This window comes from Pantoea sp. Nvir, assembly GCF_009829915.1.
In the GTDB taxonomy this organism is placed as follows: domain Bacteria; phylum Pseudomonadota; class Gammaproteobacteria; order Enterobacterales; family Enterobacteriaceae; genus Pantoea.
Genome location: NZ_SZZW01000005.1, coordinates 1 through 26,652, shown reverse-complemented (window position 1 = coordinate 26,652; position 26,652 = coordinate 1). Strand labels below are relative to the sequence as shown.

At 42.5% G+C, this 26,652-nt stretch carries 16 protein-coding genes; 12 read left to right on the top strand and 4 right to left on the bottom strand.

Features of this window, described 5'->3' with window-relative positions; translation table 11 throughout:
* The first annotated feature begins 63 nt into the window (after positions 1-63).
* The 10 genes from fusA (at position 64) to rpoC (ending at position 15,880) form a co-directional block, all read left to right on the top strand.
* Complete coding sequence (gene fusA / locus FD729_RS04025; protein WP_159932006.1) at positions 64-2,178, top strand: elongation factor G; 2,115 nt, start codon at positions 64-66, stop codon at positions 2,176-2,178.
* 72 nt (positions 2,179-2,250) lie between these two features.
* A complete protein-coding gene (gene tuf, locus FD729_RS04020; RefSeq protein ID WP_159932005.1) occupies positions 2,251-3,435 on the top strand; it encodes an elongation factor Tu in 1,185 nt (394 codons plus the stop codon).
* A 244-nt stretch (positions 3,436-3,679) separates the two neighbouring features.
* A complete protein-coding gene (gene secE / locus FD729_RS04015) occupies positions 3,680-4,063 on the top strand; it encodes a preprotein translocase subunit SecE (protein WP_159932004.1) in 384 nt (127 codons plus the stop codon).
* A 1-nt stretch (position 4,064) separates the two neighbouring features.
* Complete coding sequence (nusG, locus tag FD729_RS04010; RefSeq protein WP_159932003.1) at positions 4,065-4,610, top strand: transcription termination/antitermination protein NusG; 546 nt, start codon at positions 4,065-4,067, stop codon at positions 4,608-4,610.
* Between the two features lie 152 nt (positions 4,611-4,762).
* Positions 4,763-5,191, top strand: coding sequence for a 50S ribosomal protein L11 (gene rplK / locus FD729_RS04005; RefSeq protein WP_159932002.1), 429 nt, complete (start codon positions 4,763-4,765; stop codon positions 5,189-5,191).
* Between the two features lie 6 nt (positions 5,192-5,197).
* Positions 5,198-5,902, top strand: coding sequence for a 50S ribosomal protein L1 (gene rplA, locus FD729_RS04000; RefSeq protein ID WP_159932001.1), 705 nt, complete (start codon positions 5,198-5,200; stop codon positions 5,900-5,902).
* 362 nt (positions 5,903-6,264) lie between these two features.
* Positions 6,265-6,762, top strand: a complete 498-nt coding sequence (gene rplJ, locus FD729_RS03995; RefSeq protein WP_159932000.1) for a 50S ribosomal protein L10 — start codon at positions 6,265-6,267, stop codon at positions 6,760-6,762.
* A gap of 65 nt (positions 6,763-6,827) precedes the next feature.
* The gene (rplL, locus tag FD729_RS03990; RefSeq protein WP_159931999.1) at positions 6,828-7,193 is read left to right on the top strand and encodes a 50S ribosomal protein L7/L12; all 366 of its coding nucleotides are present in this window, start codon (positions 6,828-6,830) and stop codon (positions 7,191-7,193) included.
* A 338-nt stretch (positions 7,194-7,531) separates the two neighbouring features.
* Positions 7,532-11,560 carry a DNA-directed RNA polymerase subunit beta gene (gene rpoB, locus FD729_RS03985; protein WP_159931998.1) on the top strand — a complete coding sequence of 1,343 codons (4,029 nt, stop codon included), beginning with the start codon at positions 7,532-7,534 and terminating at the stop codon, positions 11,558-11,560.
* Positions 11,561-11,644: 84 nt separating this feature from the next.
* The gene (gene rpoC / locus FD729_RS03980; RefSeq protein ID WP_159931997.1) at positions 11,645-15,880 is read left to right on the top strand and encodes a DNA-directed RNA polymerase subunit beta'; all 4,236 of its coding nucleotides are present in this window, start codon (positions 11,645-11,647) and stop codon (positions 15,878-15,880) included.
* 798 nt (positions 15,881-16,678) lie between these two features.
* On the opposite strand, the gene thiE is transcribed toward rpoC, so the two are convergent.
* Entirely contained in the window at positions 16,679-17,317 is a 639-nt protein-coding gene (thiE, locus tag FD729_RS03975) for a thiamine phosphate synthase (protein ID WP_159931996.1), read from the bottom strand.
* Positions 17,314-19,242, bottom strand: a complete 1,929-nt coding sequence (gene thiC / locus FD729_RS03970; protein WP_159931995.1) for a phosphomethylpyrimidine synthase ThiC — start codon at positions 19,240-19,242, stop codon at positions 17,314-17,316. The genes thiE and thiC overlap by 4 nt, the downstream gene beginning before the upstream one ends.
* Positions 19,243-20,410: 1,168 nt before the next feature.
* On the opposite strand from thiC, the gene hemE reads away from it, so the two are divergent.
* Positions 20,411-21,502: a uroporphyrinogen decarboxylase gene (hemE, locus tag FD729_RS03965; RefSeq protein ID WP_159931994.1), complete on the top strand. Its 1,092-nt coding sequence runs from the start codon at positions 20,411-20,413 to the stop codon at positions 21,500-21,502.
* A gap of 898 nt (positions 21,503-22,400) precedes the next feature.
* Complete coding sequence (gene hupA, locus FD729_RS03960) at positions 22,401-22,673, top strand: nucleoid-associated protein HU-alpha (RefSeq protein ID WP_159931993.1); 273 nt, start codon at positions 22,401-22,403, stop codon at positions 22,671-22,673.
* 689 nt (positions 22,674-23,362) lie between these two features.
* Here hupA and purD read toward each other — a convergent pair.
* Both purD and purH read right to left on the bottom strand, forming a co-directional pair.
* On the bottom strand, positions 23,363-24,652 hold the full coding sequence (gene purD / locus FD729_RS03955) for a phosphoribosylamine--glycine ligase (protein WP_159931992.1): 1,290 nt from the start codon (positions 24,650-24,652) through the stop codon (positions 23,363-23,365).
* A gap of 20 nt (positions 24,653-24,672) precedes the next feature.
* On the bottom strand, positions 24,673-26,271 hold the full coding sequence (gene purH / locus FD729_RS03950; RefSeq protein ID WP_159931991.1) for a bifunctional phosphoribosylaminoimidazolecarboxamide formyltransferase/IMP cyclohydrolase: 1,599 nt from the start codon (positions 26,269-26,271) through the stop codon (positions 24,673-24,675).
* Between the last annotated feature and the right edge of the window lie 381 nt (positions 26,272-26,652).

Here is a 26,652-nt window from a genome sequence, read left to right as displayed (position 1 = left end):
GGGCAACGTGCTAAACCTGCTGCGTTCAACTAATTTTGAACGTTTGAGAATTAGAGGAACCAAATGGCTCGTACAACACCCATCGCGCATTATCGTAATATTGGGATCAGCGCGCACATCGACGCCGGTAAGACGACTACTACCGAGCGTATACTATTCTACACTGGTGTTAATCACAAAATTGGTGAAGTGCATGATGGTGCAGCAACCATGGACTGGATGGCACAAGAGCAGGAACGTGGTATTACTATCACTTCTGCAGCAACCACCGCATTTTGGTCTGGTATGGCTAAACAGTTTGAGCCACACCGTATCAATATAATCGATACTCCGGGGCACGTTGACTTTACCATAGAAGTAGAACGTTCTATGCGTGTGCTTGACGGTGCAATAATGGTTTACTGTGCCGTGGGTGGTGTCCAGCCGCAGTCTGAAACAGTATGGCGCCAAGCAAATAAATATAAAGTTCCGCGTATTGGGTTCGTTAATAAAATGGACCGTATGGGTGCGAATTTTCTAAAAGTTGTTAGCCAGCTTAAGCAGCGGTTAGGTGCGAACCCGGTTCCATTACAATTGGCAATTGGTGCTGAAGAAAATTTCACCGGAATTGTTGATTTAATCAAAATGAAAGCCATTAATTGGAATGACGCTGACCAGGGTACTACCTTCGTTTACGAAGATATCCCATCAGACATGCGGGATTTAGCTAAGGAGTGGCGTCAGAATCTAATCGAATCAGCAGCTGAAGCATCTGAAGAATTGATGGAGAAGTATTTAAGCAACGAAGAACTCACCGAAGAAGAGATTAAAAAAGCTCTGCGTCTGCGTGTGCTGAACAACGAAATCATTCTTGTAACTTGTGGTTCTGCGTTCAAGAACAAAGGTGTTCAAGCGATGTTAGATGCGGTAATTGAATACCTGCCAGCGCCAACTGATGTTCCTGCGATTAATGGTATCCTAGACGATGGTAAAGATACTCCAGCTGAGCGTCATGCTGAGGACGACGAACCGTTCTCTGCTCTAGCATTCAAAATTGCTAATGATCCATTCGTAGGAAACCTGACTTTTTTTCGCGTTTATTCTGGCGTAGTTAACTCAGGTGACACAGTTCTGAACTCAGTGAAATCTGCACGTGAGCGTTTCGGTCGTATCGTACAGATGCATGCAAATAAACGTGAAGAGATCAGTGAAGTGAGAGCAGGAGACATAGCTGCGGCGATTGGTCTAAAAGAAGTGATCACCGGTGATACTTTGTGTGATTTAAATAACCCTATCATCCTAGAACGTATGGAGTTTCCTGAACCGGTGATTTCTATTGCCGTTGAGCCGAAAACTAAAGCTGATCAGGAAAAAATGGGTCTTGCTCTAGGTCGTTTAGCTAAGGAAGATCCTTCATTCCGTGTATGGACTGACGAAGAATCTAATCAGACTATTATCGCTGGTATGGGGGAGTTGCACCTCGACATTATCGTTGATCGTATGAAACGTGAGTTTAATGTTGAAGCAAATGTAGGCAAACCACAGGTAGCTTACCGCGAAAAAATTCGATCTACTATCGTCAACATCGAAGGTAAACATGTCAAGCAATCTGGTGGTCGCGGTCAGTACGGTCATGTTATTATTGATATGTACCCACTAGAACCGGGTGTAAACCCGGCTGGTTATGAATTTGTCAACGATATTAAAGGTGGTGTAATTCCTGGTGAGTACATCCCTGCAATTGATAAAGGTATCCAGGAGCAGCTAAAATCTGGTCCGTTAGCAGGTTATCCGGTTGTTGATTTAGGTGTACGTTTACACTTTGGTTCTTACCACGACGTTGATTCCTCAGAACTGGCGTTTAAATTGGCCGCCGCTATTGCCTTTAAAGAGGGATTTAAAAGAGCGCAACCGGTACTGCTTGAACCTATCATGAGGGTCGAAGTGGAGACTCCGGAAGAAAACACTGGTGACGTTATCGGTGATTTAAGCCGTCGTCGTGGTATTTTGAAAGGGCAGGAGTCTAACGCGATCGGTGTTCAGCTCTATGCTGAAGTTCCATTGTCCGAAATGTTCGGATACGCGACTCAGTTGCGTTCTCTGACTAAAGGTAGAGCTTCTTATTGCATGGAGTTTCTGAAGTACGATGATGCACCGAACAACGTCGCCCAAGCCGTTATTGAATCCCGTGGCAAATAAAGCGACGGTTTTAAAATTGTGAACAGATGCTTGTACTAAACTGTAAAGGCATAACAATAAGGATTGATTACCATGGCGAAAGAGCAATTCCAACGAAATAAACTGCACGTAAATGTAGGAACCATCGGTCACGTTGATCATGGTAAAACCACTTTGACTGCAGCAATCACCACTGTTTTAGCTAAAACTTATGGTGGCCAGGCTCGTGCATTTGAGCAGATTGATAACGCTCCAGAAGAAAAAGCTCGGGGTATCACTATCAATACCTCTCATGTTGAGTACGAAACTTTAATCCGTCACTACGCACATGTTGATTGCCCAGGTCACGCCGATTATGTGAAAAACATGATTACCGGGGCTGCTCAAATGGATGGTGCGATCCTCGTTGTTGCTGCAACTGACGGACCAATGCCACAGACTCGTGAGCACATTTTGTTGGGTCGTCAAGTTGGTGTTCCTTACATTATTGTTTTTCTTAATAAGTGCGATATGGTTGATGATGAAGAATTGCTAGAATTAGTTGAGATGGAAGTACGTGACCTGTTGTCGCAGTACGATTTCTCAGGCGATTCTACTCCGATCGTGCGTGGTTCTGCGCTGAAAGCACTGGAAGGCGAAGCTGAATGGGAAGCAAAGATTATTGAGCTAGCTGGCTACCTAGATAATTATATTCCAGATCCAGTACGTGCTATTGATTTACCATTTCTTCTTCCTATTGAAGACGTATTCTCAATTTCTGGCCGCGGTACAGTTGTCACTGGTCGTGTTGAAAGCGGTATCGTGAAAGTGGGTGACGAAGTTGAAATTGTAGGCATCCAAGAGACTGCGAAATCAACCTGTACCGGCGTTGAAATGTTCCGTAAATTGTTGGATCAAGGTCAGGCTGGTGAAAATGTAGGTGTTTTGCTGCGTGGTATCAAGCGTGAAGAGATCCAGCGTGGCCAGGTACTAGCTAAGCCGGGATCAATTAAGCCACACACTAAATTTGTATCAGAAGTATATGTTCTGTCTAAAGAAGAGGGTGGGCGTCATACACCTTTCTTCAAAGGTTATCGTCCGCAGTTCTACTTCCGTACTACTGATGTGACTGGTAGTATTGAACTACCGGAAGGCGTTGAAATGGTAATGCCGGGCGATAACGTGAAAATGACCGTTACGCTTATCCACCCAATTGCAATGGACCAGGGATTACGTTTCGCAATTCGTGAAGGTGGCCGTACTGTAGGTGCTGGAGTTGTTACTGAAGTTATCGCTTAATAGCGATAGCAAGGTGGGCCTTTTTGTAAAATGGTCTACTGGACAGGGAAAAGAGCACCACAGTGCTCTTTTTATGTGCTGTTGTTACATAACACCTGGCTTATCAGTAATTTTCTCGATCATCATCATTGCTGGAGCAGGCACTATCAAATGTTATTTGATACCGAGTTACGTTCAAAAACTTATTCGATTAAGTCGCATTGCGGAACAACGTGGTTTTTGAATTATTGTGGCAGGTTGATTTATGCGTGCGAATAATGAAGCTCAAGGGAGCGTGCTTGGCTTAGAAATAATAAAGTGGTTCATTGTTGTCATATTAATATTAATAGCAATCATAGGAAATTATGTTTATCGCGATATAATGCTTCCATTACGAGTGCTAGGTGTGATAGTCCTCGTTACGGTTGCTGGCGGAGTTGTATTACTAACAACTAAAGGCAAAGCAATAGTGGCTTTTGTACGTGAAGCACGCACTGAAATACGTAAGGTCATTTGGCCGACGCGACAGGAAACGTTGCATACTACGTTAATTGTTGCCGCAGTTACCGCCATGATGTCATTAATTTTGTGGGGGCTAGATGGTATTCTGGTTCGTCTGGTATCATTTATCACTGGCCTGAGGTACTGAGATGTCTGAAGCTCCAAAAAAACGCTGGTATGTTGTGCAGGCGTTTTCCGGTTTTGAAGGCCGCGTGGCGCAGTCGCTGCGTGAGCACATCAAATTACACAATATAGAAGAGCTGTTCGGTGGCGTCATGGTTCCTACCGAAGAAGTGGTGGAGATCCGCAGCGGTCAACGTCGTAAAAGCGAGCGTAAATTCTTCCCTGGCTACGTGCTGGTGCAAATGGTCATGAATGATGCTAGTTGGCATCTTGTACGAAGTGTACCACGCGTGATGGGTTTCATTGGCGGCACCTCTGATCGTCCTGCGCCGATTAGCGATAAGGAAGTGGATGCAATTATGAATCGCTTACAACAGATAGGGGATAAGCCGCGTCCGAAAACACTGTTCGAACCTGGAGAACTGGTGCGAGTCAACGAGGGTCCGTTTGCCGATTTCAGCGGTGTAGTGGAAGAAGTGGATTATGAAAAGAGCCGCCTGAAAGTTTCAGTTTCTATCTTTGGCCGTGCAACACCGGTTGAACTAGATTTCAGTCAGGTGGAAAAAGGATAATCTTCTTGTTATATTTTAGCTCTTGTAGCTTTTATAAAATTTAACTACGAGACGAAATCTTTTTCTGTATCTATGCTATTTCGATAGCGTATGAAATGGCTATAGAGGCGGGGGAGCCTATTTTAGGCGTTATACCCAATTGAGGGAATATTATGGCTAAGAAAGTACAAGCCTATGTTAAGTTACAAGTTGCAGCGGGCATGGCTAATCCAAGTCCACCGGTAGGGCCGGCTCTAGGTCAACAAGGTGTTAACATTATGGAATTCTGTAAGGCATTCAATGCCAAGACTGAATCTCTAGAAAAAGGCCTGCCAATTCCAGTTGTGATCACTGTATACAGTGATCGTTCTTTCACCTTTATTACCAAAACACCACCAGCGGCAGTTTTATTGAAAAAAGCAGTAGGCATCAAATCTGGTTCTGGTAAACCAAATAAGGATAAAGTCGGTAAAGTATCTCTTGCTCAGGTACGGGAAATTGCAGAAACTAAAGCCGCGGATATGACTGGTGCTAATATAGAAGCAATGATTCGTTCTATCGAAGGTACTGCTCGTTCCATGGGCTTGTTGGTGGAGAACTAAGAATAAATGGCTAACCTAACTAAGCGCATGCATAGAATCCGTGACAGAGTTGATGCAAGAAAACAATATGAAATTAATAAAGCTGTTGTCTTATTGAAAGAACTAGCGACTGCTAAGTTTGTAGAAAGTGTAGATGTTGCAGTGAATTTAGGTATCGATGCACGCAAATCTGATCAGAATGTACGTGGTGCAATCGTATTACCACATGGTATTGGTCGTTTAGTACGTATAGTTGTCTTTACCCAAGGCGCAAATGCTGAAGCAGCTAAAGCAGCAGGCGCTAATCTGGTCGGTATGGATGATTTAGCTGAACAGATCAAAAAAGGCGAAATAAACTTTGATATCGTCATCGCATCTCCAGATGCAATGCACGTTGTTGGCCAACTCGGTAAAATTCTAGGTCCTCGTGGACTAATGCCAAATCCTAAATTTGGTACTGTAACACCGAACGTGGCTGAGGCAGTCAAAAACGCCCAATCTGGTCAGATTCGTTACCGTAACGATAAGAACGGAATTATCCACGCTACTATTGGTAAAGTGGACTTTAGTGATGACAAGTTAAAAGAAAACTTAGAATGTTTACTAGTTGCACTGAAAAAAGCGAAACCGACTCAGTCGAAGGGTGTTTATATTAAAAAAATCAGTCTATCTACTACAATGGGTGCTGGAATTTTCATCGACCCAGAGAGTCTAAATACTATAGTAAATTAATTGCTGCTTGAAACAGGGGAGAAATTCGCCTAAAATGCCACATCCGTTACTCTGGGAACCCAGAAGGCAATTTTATACCTCGCTGTTTTTGTGCTTTCCTCTTTGTAGTAGACAAAAGTGGTGGTGTTAATAGGTTGGACTAGGTTTTTTATAGCCTCCGTCCAAGATCATAGGTGCGGTAATATCTTCGGGTGTTGTGCTTAATCTCCCTCCCCTGCGTGCACGGTGACGGAGCTAAGAATTTGTCCTTGAATTGGATTCTTCTCACCGTATCATGTTTTAGCGCTTACTTGCCTTTAGGTCGGTTAGTTAAGTGAGCGCCGGGGAAATCCTTCTCCCACAAAAATTCAGGAACAAAGCTAATGGCATTAAATCTTCAAAACAAACAAGCAATTGTTGCTGAAGTCAGCGAAGTGGCCAAAGGCGCGCTTTCAGCTGTTGTTGCAGATTCTCGCGGCGTCACCGTTGATAAAATGACTGAATTACGTAAAGCAGGTCGTAAAGCTGGTGTTTATATTCGTGTTGTTCGTAACACACTGCTGCGCCGGGTCGTTGAGGGTACTCAGTTCGAGTGCTTAAAAGATACGTTTGTTGGTCCGACCTTAATTGCATATTCTATGGAGCATCCAGGTGCTGCTGCCCGTCTGTTTAAAGAATTCGCAAAAGCGAATGCAAGATTTGAGGTCAAGGCTGCAGCCTTTGAAGGTGAGTTGATCCTGGCGGCACAAATTGACCGTCTGGCAACTCTACCCACTTATGAAGAAGCATTGGCACGTCTGATGTTTACTATAAAAGAAGCCGCTGCGGGTAAACTGGTACGTACTTTAGCTGCTATTCGCGACGTAAAAGAAGCGGCTTAACACGCTAGATTCTCTTCTTCATACTTTAGCGCATAAACTTTTTCTGATTCTTAGGAACAATTGTCATGTCTATCACTAAAGATCAAATTTTAGAAGCTGTTGCTACTATGTCCGTAATGGAAGTAGTTGAACTGGTTTCTGCCATGGAAGAAAAATTCGGCGTTTCTGCCACTGCTGCGGCTGTAGCTGTTGCTGTTGACCCAGCTGAAGCTGTTGAAGAGAAAACTGAATTCAATGTCATTCTGAAATCTATTGGCGCAAACAAAGTTGCTGTCATCAAAGCAGTTCGCAGCGCCACTGGATTAGGGTTGAAAGAAGCCAAAGATTTAGTTGAAGCAACCGGCATGATTAAAGAAAGCATCAGTAAAGATGATGCTTTAGCTCTGGCAGCTTCTCTACAAGAAGCTGGCGCAGAAGTTGAAGTTAAGTAATAAAATCTTTTGGTTACAGCCTGGTTAAAATTAGGCTGGTGGCTGGTGATCAAAAAGTCACTGGCCTTTTTGCGCTCGGGAGCTTTGATGGAGTTTCGCACTGTTTGTCCATTGCTGCTCTTCAATATCTTTTTCTATCAACGAGTTAACATACTGTTTTCCTGTATGAGTTCCCTGCTTATGCAAATGCAAAGGCAATAAAATAATTTAAGAGTGATAGAAGAAAGATGTATTACATGTGGCTTTCCGCGTCTCATTAATTCAGCAAAATAGTGTTGCATGAACTGTCCTTCAGGACGGAGAGCGTGGGTCTGCTTGTCAGCTAGCTGAGGAACCCTATGGTTTACTCCTATACCGAGAAAAAACGTATTCGTAAGGATTTTGGTAAACGTCCACAAGTACTGGACATACCTTATCTTCTTTCTATCCAGCTTGATTCATTCCAGAAGTTTATCGAGCAAGATCCGGAAGGTCAGTATGGTCTGGAAGCTGCCTTCCGTTCCGTTTTTCCTATCCAGAGTTATAGTGGCAGCTCCGAGTTGCAATATGTCAGTTATCGTCTTGGCGAGCCTGTCTTTGATGTCAAAGAATGTCAAATTCGTGGTGTGACGTTCTCGGCTCCGCTGCGTGTTAAGTTGCGTTTAGTGATATATGAAAGAGAAGCACCAGAAGGCACCGTAAAGGATATTAAAGAGCAAGAAGTCTACATGGGAGAAATTCCGCTCATGACCGATAACGGTACCTTTATTATCAATGGTACCGAGCGTGTTATTGTTTCTCAGCTACATCGTAGTCCTGGTGTGTTCTTCGACAGCGATAAAGGTAAAACACATTCTTCGGGCAAAGTGCTTTATAATGCACGTATTATTCCTTATCGTGGTTCATGGCTAGATTTCGAATTTGATCCAAAAGACAACATATTCGTACGTATTGACCGGCGTCGTAAACTACCGGCTAGTATTATTTTACGTGCGCTGAATTTTACAACTGAACAGATCCTTGCGCTTTTCTTTGAAAAAGTGGTATTTGAGATCGGTAACAGTAAGCTACAGATGGAATTAGTGCCTGAGCGTTTACGCGGTGAAACTGCTTCTTTTGATATTGAAGCTAATGGCACATTATATGTTGAGAAAGGTCGACGTATTACTGTACGTCATATCCGTCAGCTAGGAAAAGATGGAATTCAGCATATTGAAGTTCCAGTCGAATACATAGTGGGTAAAGTAGTCGCGAAAGATTATATCAATGAGAGTACAGGGGAATTAATTGTTTCGGCTAACATGGAACTCTCAATGCATTTACTTACTAAATTAAGCCAAACAGGTCATACGCGTATAGAAACGTTGTTCACTAACGATCTTGATCATGGTCCTTATATCTCAGAGACTTTACGCGTCGATCCAACTAATGATCGACTGAGTGCGCTGGTTGAAATCTACCGTATGATGCGCCCTGGAGAGCCGCCAACGCGTGAAGCTGCCGAAAATTTATTCGAAAATTTATTCTTCTCTGAAGACCGTTATGATCTATCAGCGGTCGGGCGCATGAAGTTCAATCGGTCGCTGTTACGTAATGATATCGAAGGTTCAGGTATATTAAGCAAAGAAGATATCATTGACGTTATCAAGAAGCTAATTGATATTCGTAATGGTAAAGGTGAAGTTGATGATATCGACCACCTTGGCAATCGTCGTATTCGTTCTGTGGGTGAAATGGCAGAAAATCAGTTCCGTGTTGGCTTAGTTCGCGTTGAGCGTGCGGTTAAAGAGCGTCTATCGCTGGGTGATCTTGACACTTTGATGCCACAGGACATGATCAATGCTAAGCCAATTTCAGCGGCGGTGAAAGAATTTTTCGGTTCGAGCCAGCTCTCTCAGTTTATGGACCAGAATAATCCGCTCTCTGAAGTTACGCATAAACGTCGTATTTCTGCGCTTGGTCCAGGAGGACTAACGCGTGAGCGAGCTGGCTTTGAAGTTCGCGATGTGCACCCGACCCACTATGGTCGGGTATGTCCAATTGAAACCCCTGAAGGTCCGAATATCGGTCTAATAAATTCGCTTTCTGTATATGCACAAACTAACGAATACGGGTTCCTTGAAACCCCGTATCGTAGCGTCATTAAAGGGGTCGTTTCTGATGAAATTCATTATCTCTCTGCCATTGAAGAGGGTAACTATGTTATCGCACAAGCGAACGCTCAGTTGGATGAAGAAGGTTACCTAGTTGATGATCTTGTTACCTGCCGTAGCAAAGGTGAATCGAGCTTATTCAGCCGTGATCAGGTTGATTACATGGATGTGTCCACCCAGCAAGTTGTTTCCGTTGGTGCGTCGCTAATTCCATTCTTGGAGCACGATGATGCTAATCGCGCACTGATGGGGGCAAATATGCAACGTCAAGCTGTACCTACGCTGCGCGCTGACAAGCCATTAGTTGGTACTGGTATGGAGCGAGCGGTAGCGGTTGACTCTGGTGTTACTGTCGTTGCAAAACGTGGTGGTACCGTTCAGTACGTTGACGCCTCTCGTATCGTTATAAAAGTCAATGAAGAGGAAATGTATCTAGGGGAAGCTGGTATTGATATCTATAATTTGACTAAATACACTCGTTCTAACCAGAATACTTGCATCAATCAGATGCCGTGTGTGTCACTGAGTGAGTTAGTCGAGCGTGGTGACGTGTTAGCGGATGGTCCGTCAACCGATTTAGGCGAACTGGCTCTTGGTCAGAATATGCGCGTCGCGTTTATGCCATGGAACGGTTACAATTTTGAAGACTCTATCCTAGTTTCCGAGCGTGTGGTGCAGGAAGATCGTTTCACCACTATACATATTCAAGAATTGGCGTGTGTTTCTCGTGATACTAAACTGGGTCCAGAAGAGATCACGGCTGACATCCCAAACGTAGGTGAATCTGCACTCTCTAAATTAGATGAATCAGGTATTGTATACATTGGTGCAGAAGTTACCGGCGGCGATATTTTAGTGGGTAAGGTTACCCCGAAAGGGGAAACACAGCTAACACCGGAAGAGAAACTGTTGCGTGCTATCTTTGGTGAAAAAGCTTCTGATGTAAAAGATTCGTCACTACGCGTTCCTAACGGCGTTTCTGGTACGGTTATTGATGTACAGGTTTTTACACGTGATGGAGTAGAAAAAGACAAGCGTGCTCTGGAAATTGAAGAAATGCAATTAAAGCAGGCGAAAAAAGACTTGTCTGAAGAACTGCACATTCATGAAGCAGGCTTGTACAGTCGTATACGGGCAGTGCTGATGTCAGGTGGTGTTGAAGACGAAAAGTTAGAACAGTTGCCACGCGAGCGCTGGTTTGAGATGTGTTTGACTGATACAGAAAAGCAAAACACTTTGAAGCAGCTAGCCCAGCAGTATGATGAACTGAAGCATGAATTTGAGAAAAAGCTTGATGCTAAGCGTCATAAAATCACTCAGGGTGATGATTTAGCGCCAGGTGTACTAAAAATTGTTAAAGTTTATCTAGCAGTTAAACGTCAAATTCAGCCAGGTGACAAAATGGCGGGCCGTCACGGTAACAAAGGTGTTATATCCAAAATTAATCCAATTGAGGATATGCCTTACGATGAAAATGGCACGCCAGTTGACATTGTACTAAACCCGTTAGGCGTACCGTCGCGTATGAATATCGGTCAGATTTTGGAAACGCACCTTGGTATGGCTGCAAAAGGTATTGGTGACAAAATCAACGCTATGCTTAAGCATCAGGAAGACATTGTCAAACTACGCACATTTATTCAACGTGCTTACGATTTAGGGACGGACGTGCGTCAGCACGTTGACCTCAACACCTTCTCTGATGAAGAAGTTTTACGTTTAGCTGAGAATATGAAAAAAGGTATGCCGATTGCTACGCCAGTGTTTGACGGTGCAAAGGAAAGTGAAATCAAACAGTTGTTACAATTGGGTGATTTACCAACTTCCGGTCAGATTACGCTATTTGACGGCCGTACTGGTGAACAATTTGAGCGTCCGGTTACCGTTGGCTACATGTACATGCTTAAACTAAACCACTTAGTTGATGACAAGATGCATGCACGTTCCACCGGTTCTTATAGCCTAGTGACCCAGCAACCGTTGGGTGGTAAAGCACAGTTTGGTGGTCAGCGTTTCGGTGAAATGGAAGTGTGGGCACTAGAAGCATATGGTGCAGCATATACCCTGCAAGAAATGCTTACTGTTAAATCTGATGATGTGAATGGGCGTACAAAGATGTATAAGAATATCGTTGACGGCAACCATCAGATGGAACCAGGCATGCCAGAATCTTTTAACGTGCTGTTAAAAGAGATTCGATCGTTGGGCATCAACATCGAACTGGAAGATGAGTAAGCACTCGCAGTACTCGCTGGTTATAGGGGGATGTAGCCTGCGTTTACACGCCTCTAAAAGTTCTACTCTGATGGGAGCTAATTTGTGAAAGACTTACTTAAGTTTTTAAAAGCACAAACTAAAATCGAAGAGTTTGATGCGATTAAAATTGCGCTAGCTTCGCCAGACATGATCCGTTCTTGGTCTTTTGGTGAGGTGAAAAAACCAGAAACCATTAACTACCGTACCTTCAAGCCAGAGCGTGATGGTCTTTTCTGTGCTCGAATTTTTGGACCAGTAAAAGATTATGAGTGTTTGTGCGGTAAATATAAGCGCTTGAAGCACCGTGGCGTAATCTGTGAGAAGTGCGGTGTTGAAGTAACCCAAACTAAAGTGCGTCGTGAGCGTATGGGCCATATCGAGCTGGCTTCCCCGACTGCGCACATTTGGTTCTTAAAGTCTCTGCCATCTCGTATTGGCCTATTACTAGATATGCCATTACGCGATATCGAGCGAGTGCTTTACTTTGAATCTTACGTAGTTGTTGAGGGGGGGATGACCAACCTTGAAAAACGTCAGATTTTAACTGAAGAGCAATATCTTGACGCGTTGGAAGAATTTGGCGATGAGTTTAATGCCAAGATGGGTGCTGAAGCGATCCAGATACTGTTGAAAAAAATGGATTTAAAACAAGAGTGCGAGCAGCTACGTGAAGAACTGAATGAAACTAACTCTGAGACTAAGCGTAAAAAATTAACTAAGCGTATTAAGCTGCTGGAAGCGTTTATACAATCCGATAACAAGCCAGAATGGATGATTCTGAGCGTTTTACCAGTGTTACCACCGGATCTTCGTCCGCTAGTCCCACTGGATGGCGGTCGTTTCGCAACGTCTGATCTGAATGATCTTTATCGTCGTGTAATTAACCGTAATAACCGTTTGAAGCGTTTGCTCGATCTAGCTGCGCCGGATATCATTGTACGCAACGAAAAGCGTATGCTGCAGGAAGCAGTCGATGCCCTTTTAGATAACGGTCGTCGTGGTCGTGCGATTACAGGTTCCAATAAGAGACCTCTGAAGTCTTTGGCCGATATGATTAAAGGTAAGCAGGGTCGGTTCCGTCAGAACCTGCTCGGTAAGCGTGTTGATTATTCTGGTCGTTCAGTGATCACTGTAGGTCCATATTTAAGACTACATCAGTGCGGTCTACCGAAGAAAATGGCGCTCGAGTTGTTTAAACCATTTATCTATGGAAAATTGGAGCTACGCGGTCTAGCTACTACCATCAAAGCTGCTAAAAAAATGGTTGAGCGTGAAGAGGCAGTGGTATGGGACATACTTGATGATGTCATTCGCGAGCACCCGGTGCTACTGAACCGGGCGCCAACACTACACCGTTTGGGTATTCAGGCTTTTGAACCGGTTTTAATTGAAGGTAAAGCAATTCAGCTTCACCCCCTTGTATGTGCAGCTTATAACGCCGATTTTGACGGTGACCAAATGGCTGTTCACGTACCATTAACGTTAGAAGCACAATTAGAAGCTCGTGCGCTAATGATGTCGACCAATAATATTCTATCACCAGCGAACGGTGAACCTATCATTGTTCCGTCTCAAGATGTTGTGTTAGGGCTATACTATATGACCCGTGATAAAGTAAATGCCAGAGGAGAAGGCATGGTGCTCACAGGTCCTAAAGAGGCGGAACGTATTTATCGTGCAGGTTTGGCTGAGTTGCATGCACGAGTCAAGGTACGGATTACTGAATATAGTAAAAATGAACAAAATGAATTTGTTGCGAAAACTAGCTTGGTCGATACCACGATTGGTCGTGCGATACTATGGATGATAGTACCAAAAGGTTTACATTACTCTATAATCAATCAGGCGCTCGGTAAGAAAGCGATTTCTAAAATGCTGAATACCTGTTATCGTATTTTGGGTTTAAAGCCAACAGTTATTTTTGCTGACCAGATCATGTATACTGGTTTTGCCTATGCAGCGCGTTCTGGTGCATCTGTTGGTATTGATGATATGGTCATTCCCGCAAAGAAAATTGAGATCATTACTGAAGCAGAAGCAGAAGTAGCTGAGATTCAAGAGCAATTTCAGTCTGGTCTGGTTACCGCTGGTGAACGTTACAATAAAGTAATCGATATTTGGGCTGCTGCGAACGAGCGCGTAGCGAAAGCAATGATGGAGAACCTATCAACTGAGACCGTTATCAATCGTGAAGGTGAAAAAGAGAAACAAGTTTCTTTAAATAGCATATTTATGATGGCTGACTCTGGAGCTCGTGGTTCTGCAGCGCAGATTCGTCAGTTGGCGGGTATGCGTGGTTTAATGGCAAAACCAGATGGATCTATTATTGAAACCCCGATCACGGCTAATTTTCGTGAAGGTTTGAACGTACTCCAGTACTTCATATCGACCCACGGCGCACGTAAAGGTCTGGCCGATACTGCGCTAAAAACTGCTAATTCTGGTTATTTGACACGTCGTTTGGTTGATGTAGCTCAGGATTTAGTAGTTACGGAAGATGACTGTGGCACTTTTGAAGGTATCATGATGACGCCAGTTATAGAAGGTGGCGACGTTAAAGAGCCGTTGCGTGAGCGAGTATTGGGTCGTTTAACTGCAGAAGATGTGCTAAAACCGGGTACTTCTGATATTTTGGTTCAGCGTAACACGTTACTGGATGAGCACTGGTGTGATGTGGTTGAAGAGAACTCTGTCGACACTATTAAAGTTCGCTCTGTTGTAAACTGTGAAACCGATTTTGGTGTTTGTGCCCACTGTTATGGTAGAGATTTAGCGCGTGGTCATATTATTAATAAAGGTGAAGCAATTGGTGTTATTGCTGCACAGTCCATTGGTGAGCCGGGTACACAGCTAACTATGCGTACTTTTCACATAGGTGGTGCGGCATCGCGTGCAGCGGCTGAATCTAGTATTCAGGTGAAAAACAAAGGAACTATCAAACTTACCAACGCCAAGTCGGTAATTAACTCCGTAGGCAAGCTAGTTATTACTTCTCGTAATGTTGAATTGAAGATGATCGATGAGTTTGGGCGGACTAAAGAAAGTTACAAAGTTCCATACGGCGCAATTATGGCGAAAGGTGATGGAGAGCAGGTTGCTGCAGGAGAAACTGTAGCGAACTGGGATCCGCACACCATGCCAGTTATTACTGAAGTAAGCGGTTTTATTCGCTTTACTGATATGATTGACGGCCAGACTATCATACGCCAGACTGACGAATTGACCGGTCTATCTTCACTTGTGGTACTGGATACCGCTGAGCGTACATCGGGTGGTAAAGACCTGCGTCCAGCTTTAAAAATCGTTGATATAAATGGCGAAGATGTCTTAATTCCTGGAACTGATATGCCTGCTCAGTGTTTCTTGCCGGGCAAAGCAATCGTACAATTGGAAGATGGGGTGAAAATCAGCTCTGGTGATACCTTAGCACGTGTGCCTCAGGAATCTGGCGGTACCAAAGATATTACTGGTGGGTTACCACGCGTTGCTGACTTATTTGAAGCGCGTCGCCCGAAAGAGCCGGCAATTTTAGCGGAGATTAGTGGTATTATCTCTTTTGGTAAGGAGACAAAAGGGAAGCGTCGTTTGGTAATTACACCTGTTGGCGGTGGTGAGGAACCACCTTACGAAGAAATGGTTCCTAAATGGCGTCAGCTTAACGTGTTTGAAGGAGAGCGTGTAGAACGTGGTGACGTGATTTCTGATGGTCCAGAATCACCGCATGATATTCTACGCTTACGTGGAGTCCATGCTGTAACACGTTATATTGTGAATGAAGTACAGGATGTTTACCGTCTGCAGGGTGTTAAAATTAACGATAAACACATCGAAGTTATTATACGTCAGATGCTTCGTAAAGCGACTATCATTAATTCGGGCAATTCTGATTTCTTAGATGGCGAACAAGTAGAAGTCTCTCGTATAAAGATTTCTAACCGTGAGTTAGAGAGTAACGGTAAAGTAGGAGCTTCCTATGTGCAAGATCTGCTGGGTATCACCAAAGCATCGCTGGCAACTGAATCCTTTATATCTGCTGCCTCGTTTCAAGAGACTACCCGCGTCCTGACAGAGGCAGCGGTAGGAGGGAAGCGTGATGAATTGCGTGGCTTAAAAGAGAATGTGATCGTAGGTCGTTTAATTCCGGCTGGTACTGGTTACGCTTATCATCAGAATCGTATGCGCCACCGCCGCCGCCAAGGTGAAGTCCCAGTAGTGACGCAGGTTACTGCGGATGAAGCTTCTGCAAGTTTAGCTGAACTGTTGAATGCTGACCTCAATATTCGCCGAAGTCAGCGTTAATTGCTATTCAAGTCGTGATAAGAAACCCTCTTGAGCAGGGTTTCTTATAAGGATATATGCTGCTATTAATTTAATAGTAACGTATATGCACTTGAGATAATATCATTCCGTCGATCACATCATCTCAGATATCTGACAGATTCAAGGGAGATGTTGTATCTTTGATATAGAAGGCTCTATCTACTATAACCTTATTTAATTCTGCAGTAGCCTCCAAGGTGTCGTAGAAACGTTTTTATTACTAGTTTCTTACCATATTATAATTATATCAAGTAGGACATAACATCTTGTTCTTAAATACATAAATTGATTAATACTAACATTCCTTAACTACTATGAAAAAGTTTATCAAAAATATTTGTTTTTAACACGAATCACGGTGCGCTGTAACATCTTATTAAGAGCTAGCAATATATATTGATTAAGACTAGAATCTTACTATATTTTAACACGGTTGGTGACAGCATCGATACTGCTCATGAGCAGTATCATAAATTAGTCGCATATATAGCGTAGAATGCTAATTCTATTGATATAATCGAACTGTGAATTCTTCTAAATTTTGGAGTGCATCGCTATCTTTGGTAAGATATAACTCTTTACATTTATAGGTTACTTATGAAATAAGTATGAGGATCGAATTACGTAAGTAATAGAATCCATGTGTCTTAACCGAGAACTGAATAGATCTTATTTTAAATATCCATGGAATCTCGCTTTATTAGATACTATTTATGATACTTTATAATAAAGTTAATGTATCGTAATGTACGATATTTTCTCAATTATATTGATTGATTATACAGACTTACTCTGAAGTTCGACTAAATCTAATAATGTTTGTGTTGCAGAACGCCAGCACAATGCCTGAGTAATGGCACTAACAACAGCGATACCACCTACACCGGTCGCTAGTACTTCTGGAGCGCGGTCAATACTTATGCCACCGATCGCTACAGTAGGTATGTCCTGAAGCCTCGTCATATACCTTTGCAGTTTAATCAGTCCCTGTGGCGCTGATGACATTGCCTTAGTCTGTGTTGGAAAGATATGCCCTATTGCTATGTAAGAAGGATGTAAAGCCAATGCATAATCTAACTCGACTTCATTATGAGTTGAGATACCTAATCGTAATCCTGCTTTACAAATAGCATTTAAGTTTGCGGTATCTAAATCCTCCTGACCTAAATGCACACCATAAGCACGATACTTAATTGCGAGACGCCAGTAGTCATTAATAAAAAGGCGCGCACAGTAACGCTTTCCAAGTGCAATGGTCGCTGCTACTATCGGCTCTACTGCCTCGTCTTTTTGATCTTTGATGCGCAGCTGGATAGTACGTACTCCAGTCTCTAACAACAGCGTAATCCACTGCACGCTATCCACCACTGGATAGAGACCTAAACATGCCGCAGTAGTGGGAAAAGGGTTATTCATAGATTCTTCTCATTTATTATATCGGCCGAATTATAAAGTTCATCATCGCATCCTTGAAGATTTTCTGGTATATGAGTCATGCTCACCTTAGTGTGAGATTCTCTCTCCTCAAGTTGCTTTGCTGCATACTTACGTACTTCCTGAGTGATTTTCATAGAGCAAAATTTAGGGCCACACATTGAGCAAAAATGAGCACTTTTGGTCGCTGCTTCAGGCAACGTCTCATCATGGTAGGCTCGTGCGGTATAGGGATCGATCGCTAAATTAAATTGATCTTCCCAGCGGAATTCGAAACGTGCTTTTGACATAGCATTGTCCCGGATCTGCGCGCCAGGATGGCCTTTTGCGAGATCGGCCGCATGTGCAGCAATTTTATAAGTAATCAGACCTTGCTTAACGTCTTCTTTATTGGGTAAGCCGAGATGTTCTTTAGGAGTAACGTAACATAGCATGGCACAGCCAAACCAACCGATCATAGCGGCACCGATACCAGAAGTAAAATGGTCATATCCGGGTGCAATATCGGTAGTAAGAGGACCGAGCGTATAGAAAGGTGCTTCATGACAATAGGCTAGCTGCTTAGTTATATTGAGCTGAATCATCTGCATCGGTATATGCCCTGGACCTTCAACCATTACCTGTACATCATACTCCTGAGCAATTTTTGTGAGTTCTCCTAATGTATGCAGTTCAGCAAACTGTGCCTCATCATTAGCGTCTTGAATTGAGCCGGGACGTAGCCCATCACCTAGAGAGAGAGAGACATCATAAGTAGCGCAAATTTCGCAAATATCGTAAAAATGTTCATAGAGAAAGCTTTCACGATGATGAGATAAACACCATTTTGCCATAATAGACCCGCCGCGTGAGACAATGCCAGTCAGACGTTTTGCCGTCATTGACACATAGCGCAGCAGCACACCTGCATGAATAGTAAAATAATCAACGCCCTGCTCTGCTTGCTCCAGAATAGTATCGCGAAATACCTCCCAATTGAGTTTTTCGGCAACCCCGTTTACCTTCTCTAATGCCTGATAAATTGGTACAGTACCAATGGGAACTGGACTATTTCGCAGGATACATTCGCGTGTTTCGTGAATATAACGACCAGTAGAAAGATCCATTACAGTATCCGCGCCCCAGCGCGTTGCCCATACTAATTTTTCCACTTCTTCCTCAATAGAAGAAGTGATTGCCGAATTGCCAATATTAGCGTTAATTTTCACCAAGAAATTACGACCGATAATCATCGGTTCCGATTCAGGATGGTTAATATTGGAGGGAATAATGGCACGTCCAGCGGCCACTTCTTGACGCACAAACTCAGGAGTGATATTTTCCGGTATTTTTGCACCAAAGCTATGGCCAGGATGCTGTTTTCGAAGGACTTCACCGCAAATGCGGTCACGACCCATGTTTTCACGCACTGCGATAAACTCCATCTCTGGTGTAATGATTCCCCGCCTTGCGTAGTGGAGCTGAGTTATCCGATGTCCTGCTTTAGCGCGACGCAGCTGTGGCAAATAGTCTAAACGTAGATAATTGAGTCCGTCATTAGCTAACTGCTGAGTATAAAGCGGACTAATTCGTTTCAGTGTTTCGGTGTCATCGCGAGATACAATCCAGCCGGTACGTAAATTGGGCAGGCCGTGATGTACGTCGATTATGGCGTCAGGATCTCCATAAGGTCCTGAGGTATCGTAAACCGGTACTGCTTCATTTTCTTCATAGCACGGGTGTGCTTTACTGCCACCGACAAGAGTCGGATGGAGCTGAATTTCTCTCATCGGCACGCGGATATCGTCACGACTGCCATGAATCCAAATACGTTTTGAATGAGGAAAGGAGTTGCCGCTCTGTAGAGAGTTGATAAAAGATCGAGCTTGAGCGCGTTGCTCACGTCGTTGGGTTTTGTTAACAGACATAGCAATTTTCCTGTTAATGGGGAACGCTGCTTGCCGGAAGTTCATAAGGAGTAATAAAAGCGGCTGGTATAAAGTACCTACGCACTGATGATCTTTACTCTTCATTCCCTTTACAGATATTAAACTGATTAGTCTCTATAGAGACTAAATAAACGGTTGTGACCTTTAAGTAGATACTCCGACAAGCTTTCGTTTTACATTCTAAGCGTCTTGACTTGTTATTCCATGCCTAGAAAGTGTTTGTAATGGGTGCCTACAGTATAGATAGTAGGCTTCGTTGCTTGTAACTACCCGTACGCACTCTGTGTTTAAAAACGTAAAAATCCAGTATATTCTGTTCAAAAAAAATGGGTTTCCGACTTTTATATTCAAACTCCTATTAGGATAAAAGGGCTTTTGAAGAATCACAAGTAATTTACAAGGGCTTAAATTTAAGCTAATTGAGAAAATGAACTTTATCGGCCCTCACCGGGAAAATGAAACACTAATTTATTGCTTTAAGCCAGCTGAAAAGGAACTATTGACTATCTTATTTAGATGATCTTTACCAATTAGTTACTGGCACTTACTTGATAAATATGTAAATTACTCTGGTAAAGAGTATTTAACTCTATAAATGAGAAATGAAATCATCATTTTTTTTTGTGTTATGATAATTGAATATATTTGATCTATTATAAAATATCCGTTTTTGGGGACACCTCTATGGATGTTACTATCTGCGAATAGTATCCTGAATCTAGCTTACGTCAGTAAGCTCCTGCTATCCAACTATCACAATATCCTATCTCTATACCGTATTATTGAACTTTGTCAAATTAGGCGAGACTAGGCAGAGTGTATAGAGTTCTTCACGAGCACATCATTAAGGATGATGACATATGTATATTAAAAATTTTGCTACATCAATCCCCAAAAAACAGGGTGGGAAGATTAGTTTTCCAATTCGCTGATGATGTGATTTTATATACAGTAGTATATGATGAAACGATCTAAAAATCGATAATGATAAAAAGTGACTAGATATCTGTCCATCTTATCATGATGACTATCGTTATTATTGTTTTCGTAAATGTAGAGTACCGCATGAAGATATATGCACCGCCTACTGTACTATATTATGTTAAGAATTATTCAGCTCCATGTCTACAATTGAGAGATTCCTAATATGAGTACACTGAAGAACGATCGTTATCTACGCGCAATACTACATCAACCGGTAGATGTAACACCAGTATGGATGATGCGACAGGCTGGGCGTTACTTGCCAGAATATCAAGCGATGCGCGCACAGGCCGGTAATTTTATGTCTCTATACAAAAATGCCGAACTAGCTTGTGAAGTTACCTTGCAGCCGTTACGTCGTTATCCACTTGATGCGTTAATCGTCTTCAGCGATATTCTGACAATTCCTGATGCAATGGGTCTTGGGCTTTACTTCGAAGTAGGCGAAGGCCCACGTTTCATTAATCCAATTAATAGTATAGCCGATATTGATAGGTTGCCGGTGCCCGATCCAGAACAGGAACTTGGCTATGTAATGAACACGGTACGTAACATTTGCAAAAATCTACAAGGCCAAGTACCGCTGATAGGTTTTTCCGGAAGTCCATGGACGCTGGCAACTTATATGGTAGAAGGAGGTACTAGCAAGGCTTTGACTAAAATTAAAAAAATGATGTATACCATTCCAACTGCTCTACATACCATGCTTGATAAATTAGCGGATAGCGTTATTCTTTATCTTAATGCGCAAATCCACGCAGGTGCGCAGGCGGTAATGGTTTTTGACACTTGGGGCGGCATACTGACAGGTCGCGACTACCGCGAGTTTTCGCTCTTTTATATGCATAAAATTGTCGACAATGTTATGCATGAATATGCAGGTCGTCGTGTGCCCATTACTCTGTTTACAAAAGGCGGTGGACAGTGGCTAGAAGCGATGGCTTCAACTGGATGTGATGCTCTTGGTATCGACTGGACCACGGACATCGGTGATGCTCGTCGTCAAGTGGGTGATAAAGTTGCGCTTCAGGGTAATATGGATCCCTCTATACTTTATGCACCTGCGGCACGCATCGAGCAAGAAGTTGCTAGTATTATTGAAGGATTTGGTATAGGGAGTGGGCATGTTTTTAATTTAGGACATGGCATTCATCAGGACGTGCAACCAGAACATGTTGGTATGTTTGTCGAGGCAGTACACCGCCTCTCAGGACAATACCATAAAAGTCATTATGGGCATTATGGCATAATGTGAACGAAGCAACTGGCGTTCAGTGAAAAAAATAGTAAAGTAACATGCTGTTAACGTTTAAACTTCCATATTTTTTCAGCGTGACTGATTTTAAGTAGTGAAAGGTAACGTACGTGCTGCTTTATTTTATACGTACGATCTCTTAATTTTAAACTGATGGCGTATCGTTACTACTTTGCCTTTTTCTTTTTCTACATTAAATATTCCATTATTAATAATAGAATAGCTTTGAGAACCTATATCTGTTTTGTTGTGTCAACTATGATAAGTTAGAATAGTTGTAGTCTTTGATTGAATAGTTTTTGCATATGCTATGCTAGCGCATTTTCCCTATTTTCTTGAAATTTTATCAGTAGATAACATTCGCTACTTCAGATCTTTATATCTGTATCCTTAATGCTATCTAGGAAAGCCAGATTAAGAAATTTAAAATAATCATCTCTTCTAAATATATGCTAGATGTTCATGGTATCTCTTGAGAGTGATATCTACACATCCTTTAAGTAAGCACTGTACACTCTACTGCTTGATGAAACCTTTGAGTATATTAAAAATACCCCAGGCTAAATGAGAAATACATGATAAGTTTTTGCGTAAAAACCTCATCGCAGTTGATGAATAAGATAAGAAATGCACAGTCCTATTTTTTGACTGCTTACTGACATATCAAGAAAGGCAAATATCTATAACATTTATATAAATTTTGATAATAAGGTAGAAAGGCATGACTTAAGAAGAGAATTGATAAGCTTAGAGACTTCACACAAGCAACATGTCTGCATTACTTTGCACTGGCTGAAATTATGGCTATCGGTGCTTACAGATTAAAGATTAACGTAATGTAGCTTTCTCTCGTGTATTCCTTGCTTAGTAAGGACTAACTATAATTTAAGGATAACTTATGAATAAGTCTCAACTGGTTGATGTAATCTCGAAAAGAGCAAACTTGTCAAAAACCCATGCTAAAGTGGCTTTGGAATCTACCCTAGCTGCCATAACTCAGTCTCTAAAAGAGGGTGATACTGTACAATTAGTTGGTTTTGGTACTTTTAAAGTGAACCATAGGGCTGCACGTACTGGTCGTAACCCACAAACTGGAAAAAAGATTAAAATCTCTGCAGCAAATATACCAACATTCGTGGGCGGTAAAACTTTAAAAAATTCTGTCAAATAACCTTATGCTGTAGTAAGCATTTAGGGAGGGGATGATGAGTCTTTTTTTTTATTTTTAAGTACTATACACTAGAACAGCTCTCAAGAGCTTATTTTGCTATATTTTATCTTCTATTTACTATTGAAATATTATTTCACGTCCAATATACCCTCTCTCTTTATTTACTAAAAGGTACCTTATTGTGGTAGCGGTACGCATTTAATACAAGCATAGAAATAATACAAATTAAAGTTCCTAGCAATTAAGATACTATTTAACGGTAATACTTTAGAAACAAAGCAACCCAAGAGAGCCTGGATAGAAAAGAAATAGTTATATTAATGATAAGTAGTAAGGCTTACTACCCACCTTAAAGCGGTCAATAAGAGCACAGAGTGTGTTTATAAATATCAACACTTACCTTACCATTCTCACGCAGAGAGAAGAAAGGCAATACCAGTAATCTAGGTGAAAATAAAATTACTTCTGAAAAGGAGGGGAGGGAAATTTACAATAGCTAGCCTTTCCGCTTATTAAGTGCTGTAGATTCCGGTTTAATAACATAAAAGTGAAACTCCTATAGGGTTTTTGAACGGTAGTTCAAGTATTAACTTTATAAAACTGTTATGTGCTAATTTGGGGAGCGGCTGGTATTAACAACTGAAAAAGGAAGAATCCCAACGCTAAAAAAGTATGTATATTCCGCTTTTTTACTTGCGGTGAATAGCACGATAGCCTATATCTTGACGGCAAAAGCAACCATTCCAAGAAATATGTTGAGCTATTTCATAAGCACGTTTTTGTGCTGCTTCTACATCAGTTCCCAGCGCGGTTACGCAAAGGACGCGACCACCATCAGTTAGCACTACATCGTTCTCTAAACGTGTTTTACCATGAAATACTTTGGCATCTTCAAATTCTTCTTTCAGTGGCAAACCGTGGATCGGCATTCCGTTAACACATTCGTGAGCTGGATAGCCAAACGATGCTAGCACCACGCCCAGAGAAGACCGTGGGTCCCATTTAACATCCTTTCGATCCAGTGTTCCGTCGCAGGCCGCGATGCAGAGATCGACTAAATCAGACTGTAAGCGTAACATAATGGGCTGAGCTTCTGGATCACCGAAGCGGCAGTTGAATTCGAGTACTTTCGGCTGACCGAAGTGATCGATCATTAGACCAGCATAAAGAAAACCGGTATAAACATTACCTTCCATTGCCATACCTCGTACCGTCGGCCAGATAACTTGCTCCATTATGCGCTGGTGAATCTTATCCGTTACTACTGGTGTAGGAGAATAAGCACCCATACCCCCAGTGTTTGGGCCAGTATCACCATCACCGACACGCTTATGATCTTGACTGGTGGCCATCGATAGTACATTATTTTCACCGTCTACCATAACAATAAAACTAGCTTCTTCGCCATTAAGAAACTCTTCGATCACAATACGGTGACCTACGTCGCCAAACGCATTGCCAGCGAGCATATATTTTACAGCAGCTTCAGCTTCTTCGAAAGTCATAGCAATGATAACGCCTTTGCCCGTAGCCAGCCCATCAGCCTTGATGACAATGGGAGTACCTTTTTCGCGCAACCAAGATAATGCCACTTCAACATCGGTGAAAATACGATATTCCGCTGTCGGAATTTGGTGGCGTACAAGAAATTCTTTGGTAAAGGCTTTGGAGCCTTCTAACTGAGCAGCATTTTTGGTAGGTCCGAAAATCTTTAAACCAGCGGCACGAAACATATCAACTATACCAATAACTAGTGGTACTTCTGGTCCAACGATGGTTAAGTCGATAACTTCACGTTGAGCAAACATTAGCAGTGCAGGGATATCACTGACACTAATATTAATATTTTGCAATGAGGGCTCTAGCGCAGTACCACCATTACCAGGCGCAACGAACACAGTTTTCGCTAATGGAGACTGGGCGGCTTTCCAGGCAAGCGCGTGTTCACGACCGCCGTTACCTATTACTAAAATTTTCATTTTATCCCCTTCCTGAAGAATTAATGGCGGAAATGGCGCATATCAGTAAAGATCATGGCGAGATCGTGCTCATCCGCAGCGGCGATGACTTCACTATCACGGATAGAACCACCCGGCTGAATTACACAGGCTACTGCAACGGCCGCCGCAGTATCGATACCGTCGCGGAATGAAAAGAAGGCATCTGAAGCCATCACTGAACCTTTCAGTTCTAATCCTTCCTCAGCTGCTTTAATAATGGCAATCTTAGCGGAATAGACGCGACTCATCTGACCTGCGCCTATACCAAGCGTCATATTATCGCGCGCAAAGACAATGGCATTAGATTTCACAAATTTTGCTACTTTCCAACAAAATATTGCATCACGCAACTCTTGCGCACCAGGCTGACGCTTGCTAACAACGCGCAACTGATTAGTGTCCACCATACATAAATCACGATCCTGTACTAGCAGACCGTTAGTAACACGCTTAAAATCGAGCCCAATAAACCGTTCCTTCCATTTCCATTGGCCACACACTAGTATACGAACATTTTTTTTTGCCTCCATAATTTTTAGCGCCGTATTGCTAGCAGAAGGGACGATTATAACTTCAACAAACTGACGACTGATGATTGCCTGAGCGGTAGTTTCATCCAGTTCGCGATTAAAAGCGATAATACCGCCAAAGGCTGACGTTGGATCAGTTTTATAAGCACGTTCGTAAGCATCAAGAAGTGAAACGCCAATAGCAACACCGCAGGGATTCGCATGCTTCACAATCACACAGGCCGCTTCGCTAAACTCTTTGATACATTCTAGAGCCGCATCAGTGTCAGCAATATTGTTGTAAGATAACTCTTTACCTTGAACCTGCTTTGCGGTTGCTACCGAGACTTCCTGCTGCACATTCTCCTCTATGTAAAAAGCCGCATTCTGATGGCTGTTCTCTCCGTAGCGCATATCTTGCTTCTTAATGAAGTTTAAGTGTAACGCCTTTGGGAAACGACCATTAGATTGATTGCACTCGCCATGGTAGGTAGGAATCATTGAACTAAAATAGTTAGAAATCATACTGTCGTAGGCGGTAGAATATTCAAAAGCTTTAAGTGCGAGTTCGAAGCGTGTTTTCAAAGTTAGAGAATTTTCGTTAACATCCATTTCTGTTATAATTGCGTCGTAGTCGCTGCTTTTGATAACAATAGCCACATCTTTATAATTTTTAGCTGCCGCGCGCAGCATTGCCATACCGCCAATGTCAATATTTTCAATTGCATCTTCCATCGCACAGTCTTTACGGGTTATGATCTGGGCAAAAGGATAGAGGTTTACGACTACCATATCGATAGGCTCAATGGAATGTTTAGCCATAATTGCTTCATCCTGGCCGCGACGACCCAGGATACCGCTATGTACCTTTGGGTGCAGTGTTTTAACACGTCCATCCATTATTTCAGGAAACCCTGTATAATCAGATATTTCAGTAACTGTAAGACCTGTATTGAGAAGTAGACGAGCTGTTCCACCAGTAGAGAATAGTTTGACTCCACGTCTGGAGAGCTCTTGAGCAAATTCAATGATAACCGTTTTTTCCGAGACACTTAGCAGAGCGCGGCGTATAGTACGGCGTTGTTGCATGGTGGTCTTATCCTTCAATTTCTTCTTAAAAAATGATTAACACCAATATTAACGAGCTTTTTGCTTAAACCTTTCATAAAGAATTGCACGTCAGATTAGGTTGCTCTAAAGAAGGGCTATTCATAAGAATATGGGACATTGTAGCGAAAATATTTGTAAGTTGCTCGCAAATATTTCTCCAGATGCATACATTGTGAACAGTAGGGGATGATGCGCACTTTTGCCATAAATAAGAATGGGGAGTAATTATGTTATGAAGTTAGTGCTTATCTGCTAAAAAACTTCCTATAATGCATTTTTACTGACACTCGCGAAAGCTAACGGAGTATGATATTCAGGAGACTTAGCAGCTAAGTAACCCGGAGAAAATCTCTGAAAAAA

Coding starts and splice junctions, on each gene's coding strand:
- purD (WP_159931992.1), bottom strand. CDS start 24,652: ATGAAAATTTTAGTAATAGGTAACGGCGGTCGTGAACACGCGCTTGCC.
- thiE (WP_159931996.1), bottom strand. CDS start 17,317: ATGAATAACCCTTTTCCCACTACTGCGGCATGTTTAGGTCTCTATCCA.
- rpoB (WP_159931998.1), top strand. CDS start 7,532: ATGGTTTACTCCTATACCGAGAAAAAACGTATTCGTAAGGATTTTGGT.
- tuf (WP_159932005.1), top strand. CDS start 2,251: ATGGCGAAAGAGCAATTCCAACGAAATAAACTGCACGTAAATGTAGGA.
- thiC (WP_159931995.1), bottom strand. CDS start 19,242: ATGTCTGTTAACAAAACCCAACGACGTGAGCAACGCGCTCAAGCTCGA.
- hemE (WP_159931994.1), top strand. CDS start 20,411: ATGAGTACACTGAAGAACGATCGTTATCTACGCGCAATACTACATCAA.
- rplA (WP_159932001.1), top strand. CDS start 5,198: ATGGCTAACCTAACTAAGCGCATGCATAGAATCCGTGACAGAGTTGAT.
- secE (WP_159932004.1), top strand. CDS start 3,680: ATGCGTGCGAATAATGAAGCTCAAGGGAGCGTGCTTGGCTTAGAAATA.
- purH (WP_159931991.1), bottom strand. CDS start 26,271: ATGCAACAACGCCGTACTATACGCCGCGCTCTGCTAAGTGTCTCGGAA.
- rplL (WP_159931999.1), top strand. CDS start 6,828: ATGTCTATCACTAAAGATCAAATTTTAGAAGCTGTTGCTACTATGTCC.
- fusA (WP_159932006.1), top strand. CDS start 64: ATGGCTCGTACAACACCCATCGCGCATTATCGTAATATTGGGATCAGC.
- hupA (WP_159931993.1), top strand. CDS start 22,401: ATGAATAAGTCTCAACTGGTTGATGTAATCTCGAAAAGAGCAAACTTG.
- rplK (WP_159932002.1), top strand. CDS start 4,763: ATGGCTAAGAAAGTACAAGCCTATGTTAAGTTACAAGTTGCAGCGGGC.
- nusG (WP_159932003.1), top strand. CDS start 4,065: ATGTCTGAAGCTCCAAAAAAACGCTGGTATGTTGTGCAGGCGTTTTCC.
- rplJ (WP_159932000.1), top strand. CDS start 6,265: ATGGCATTAAATCTTCAAAACAAACAAGCAATTGTTGCTGAAGTCAGC.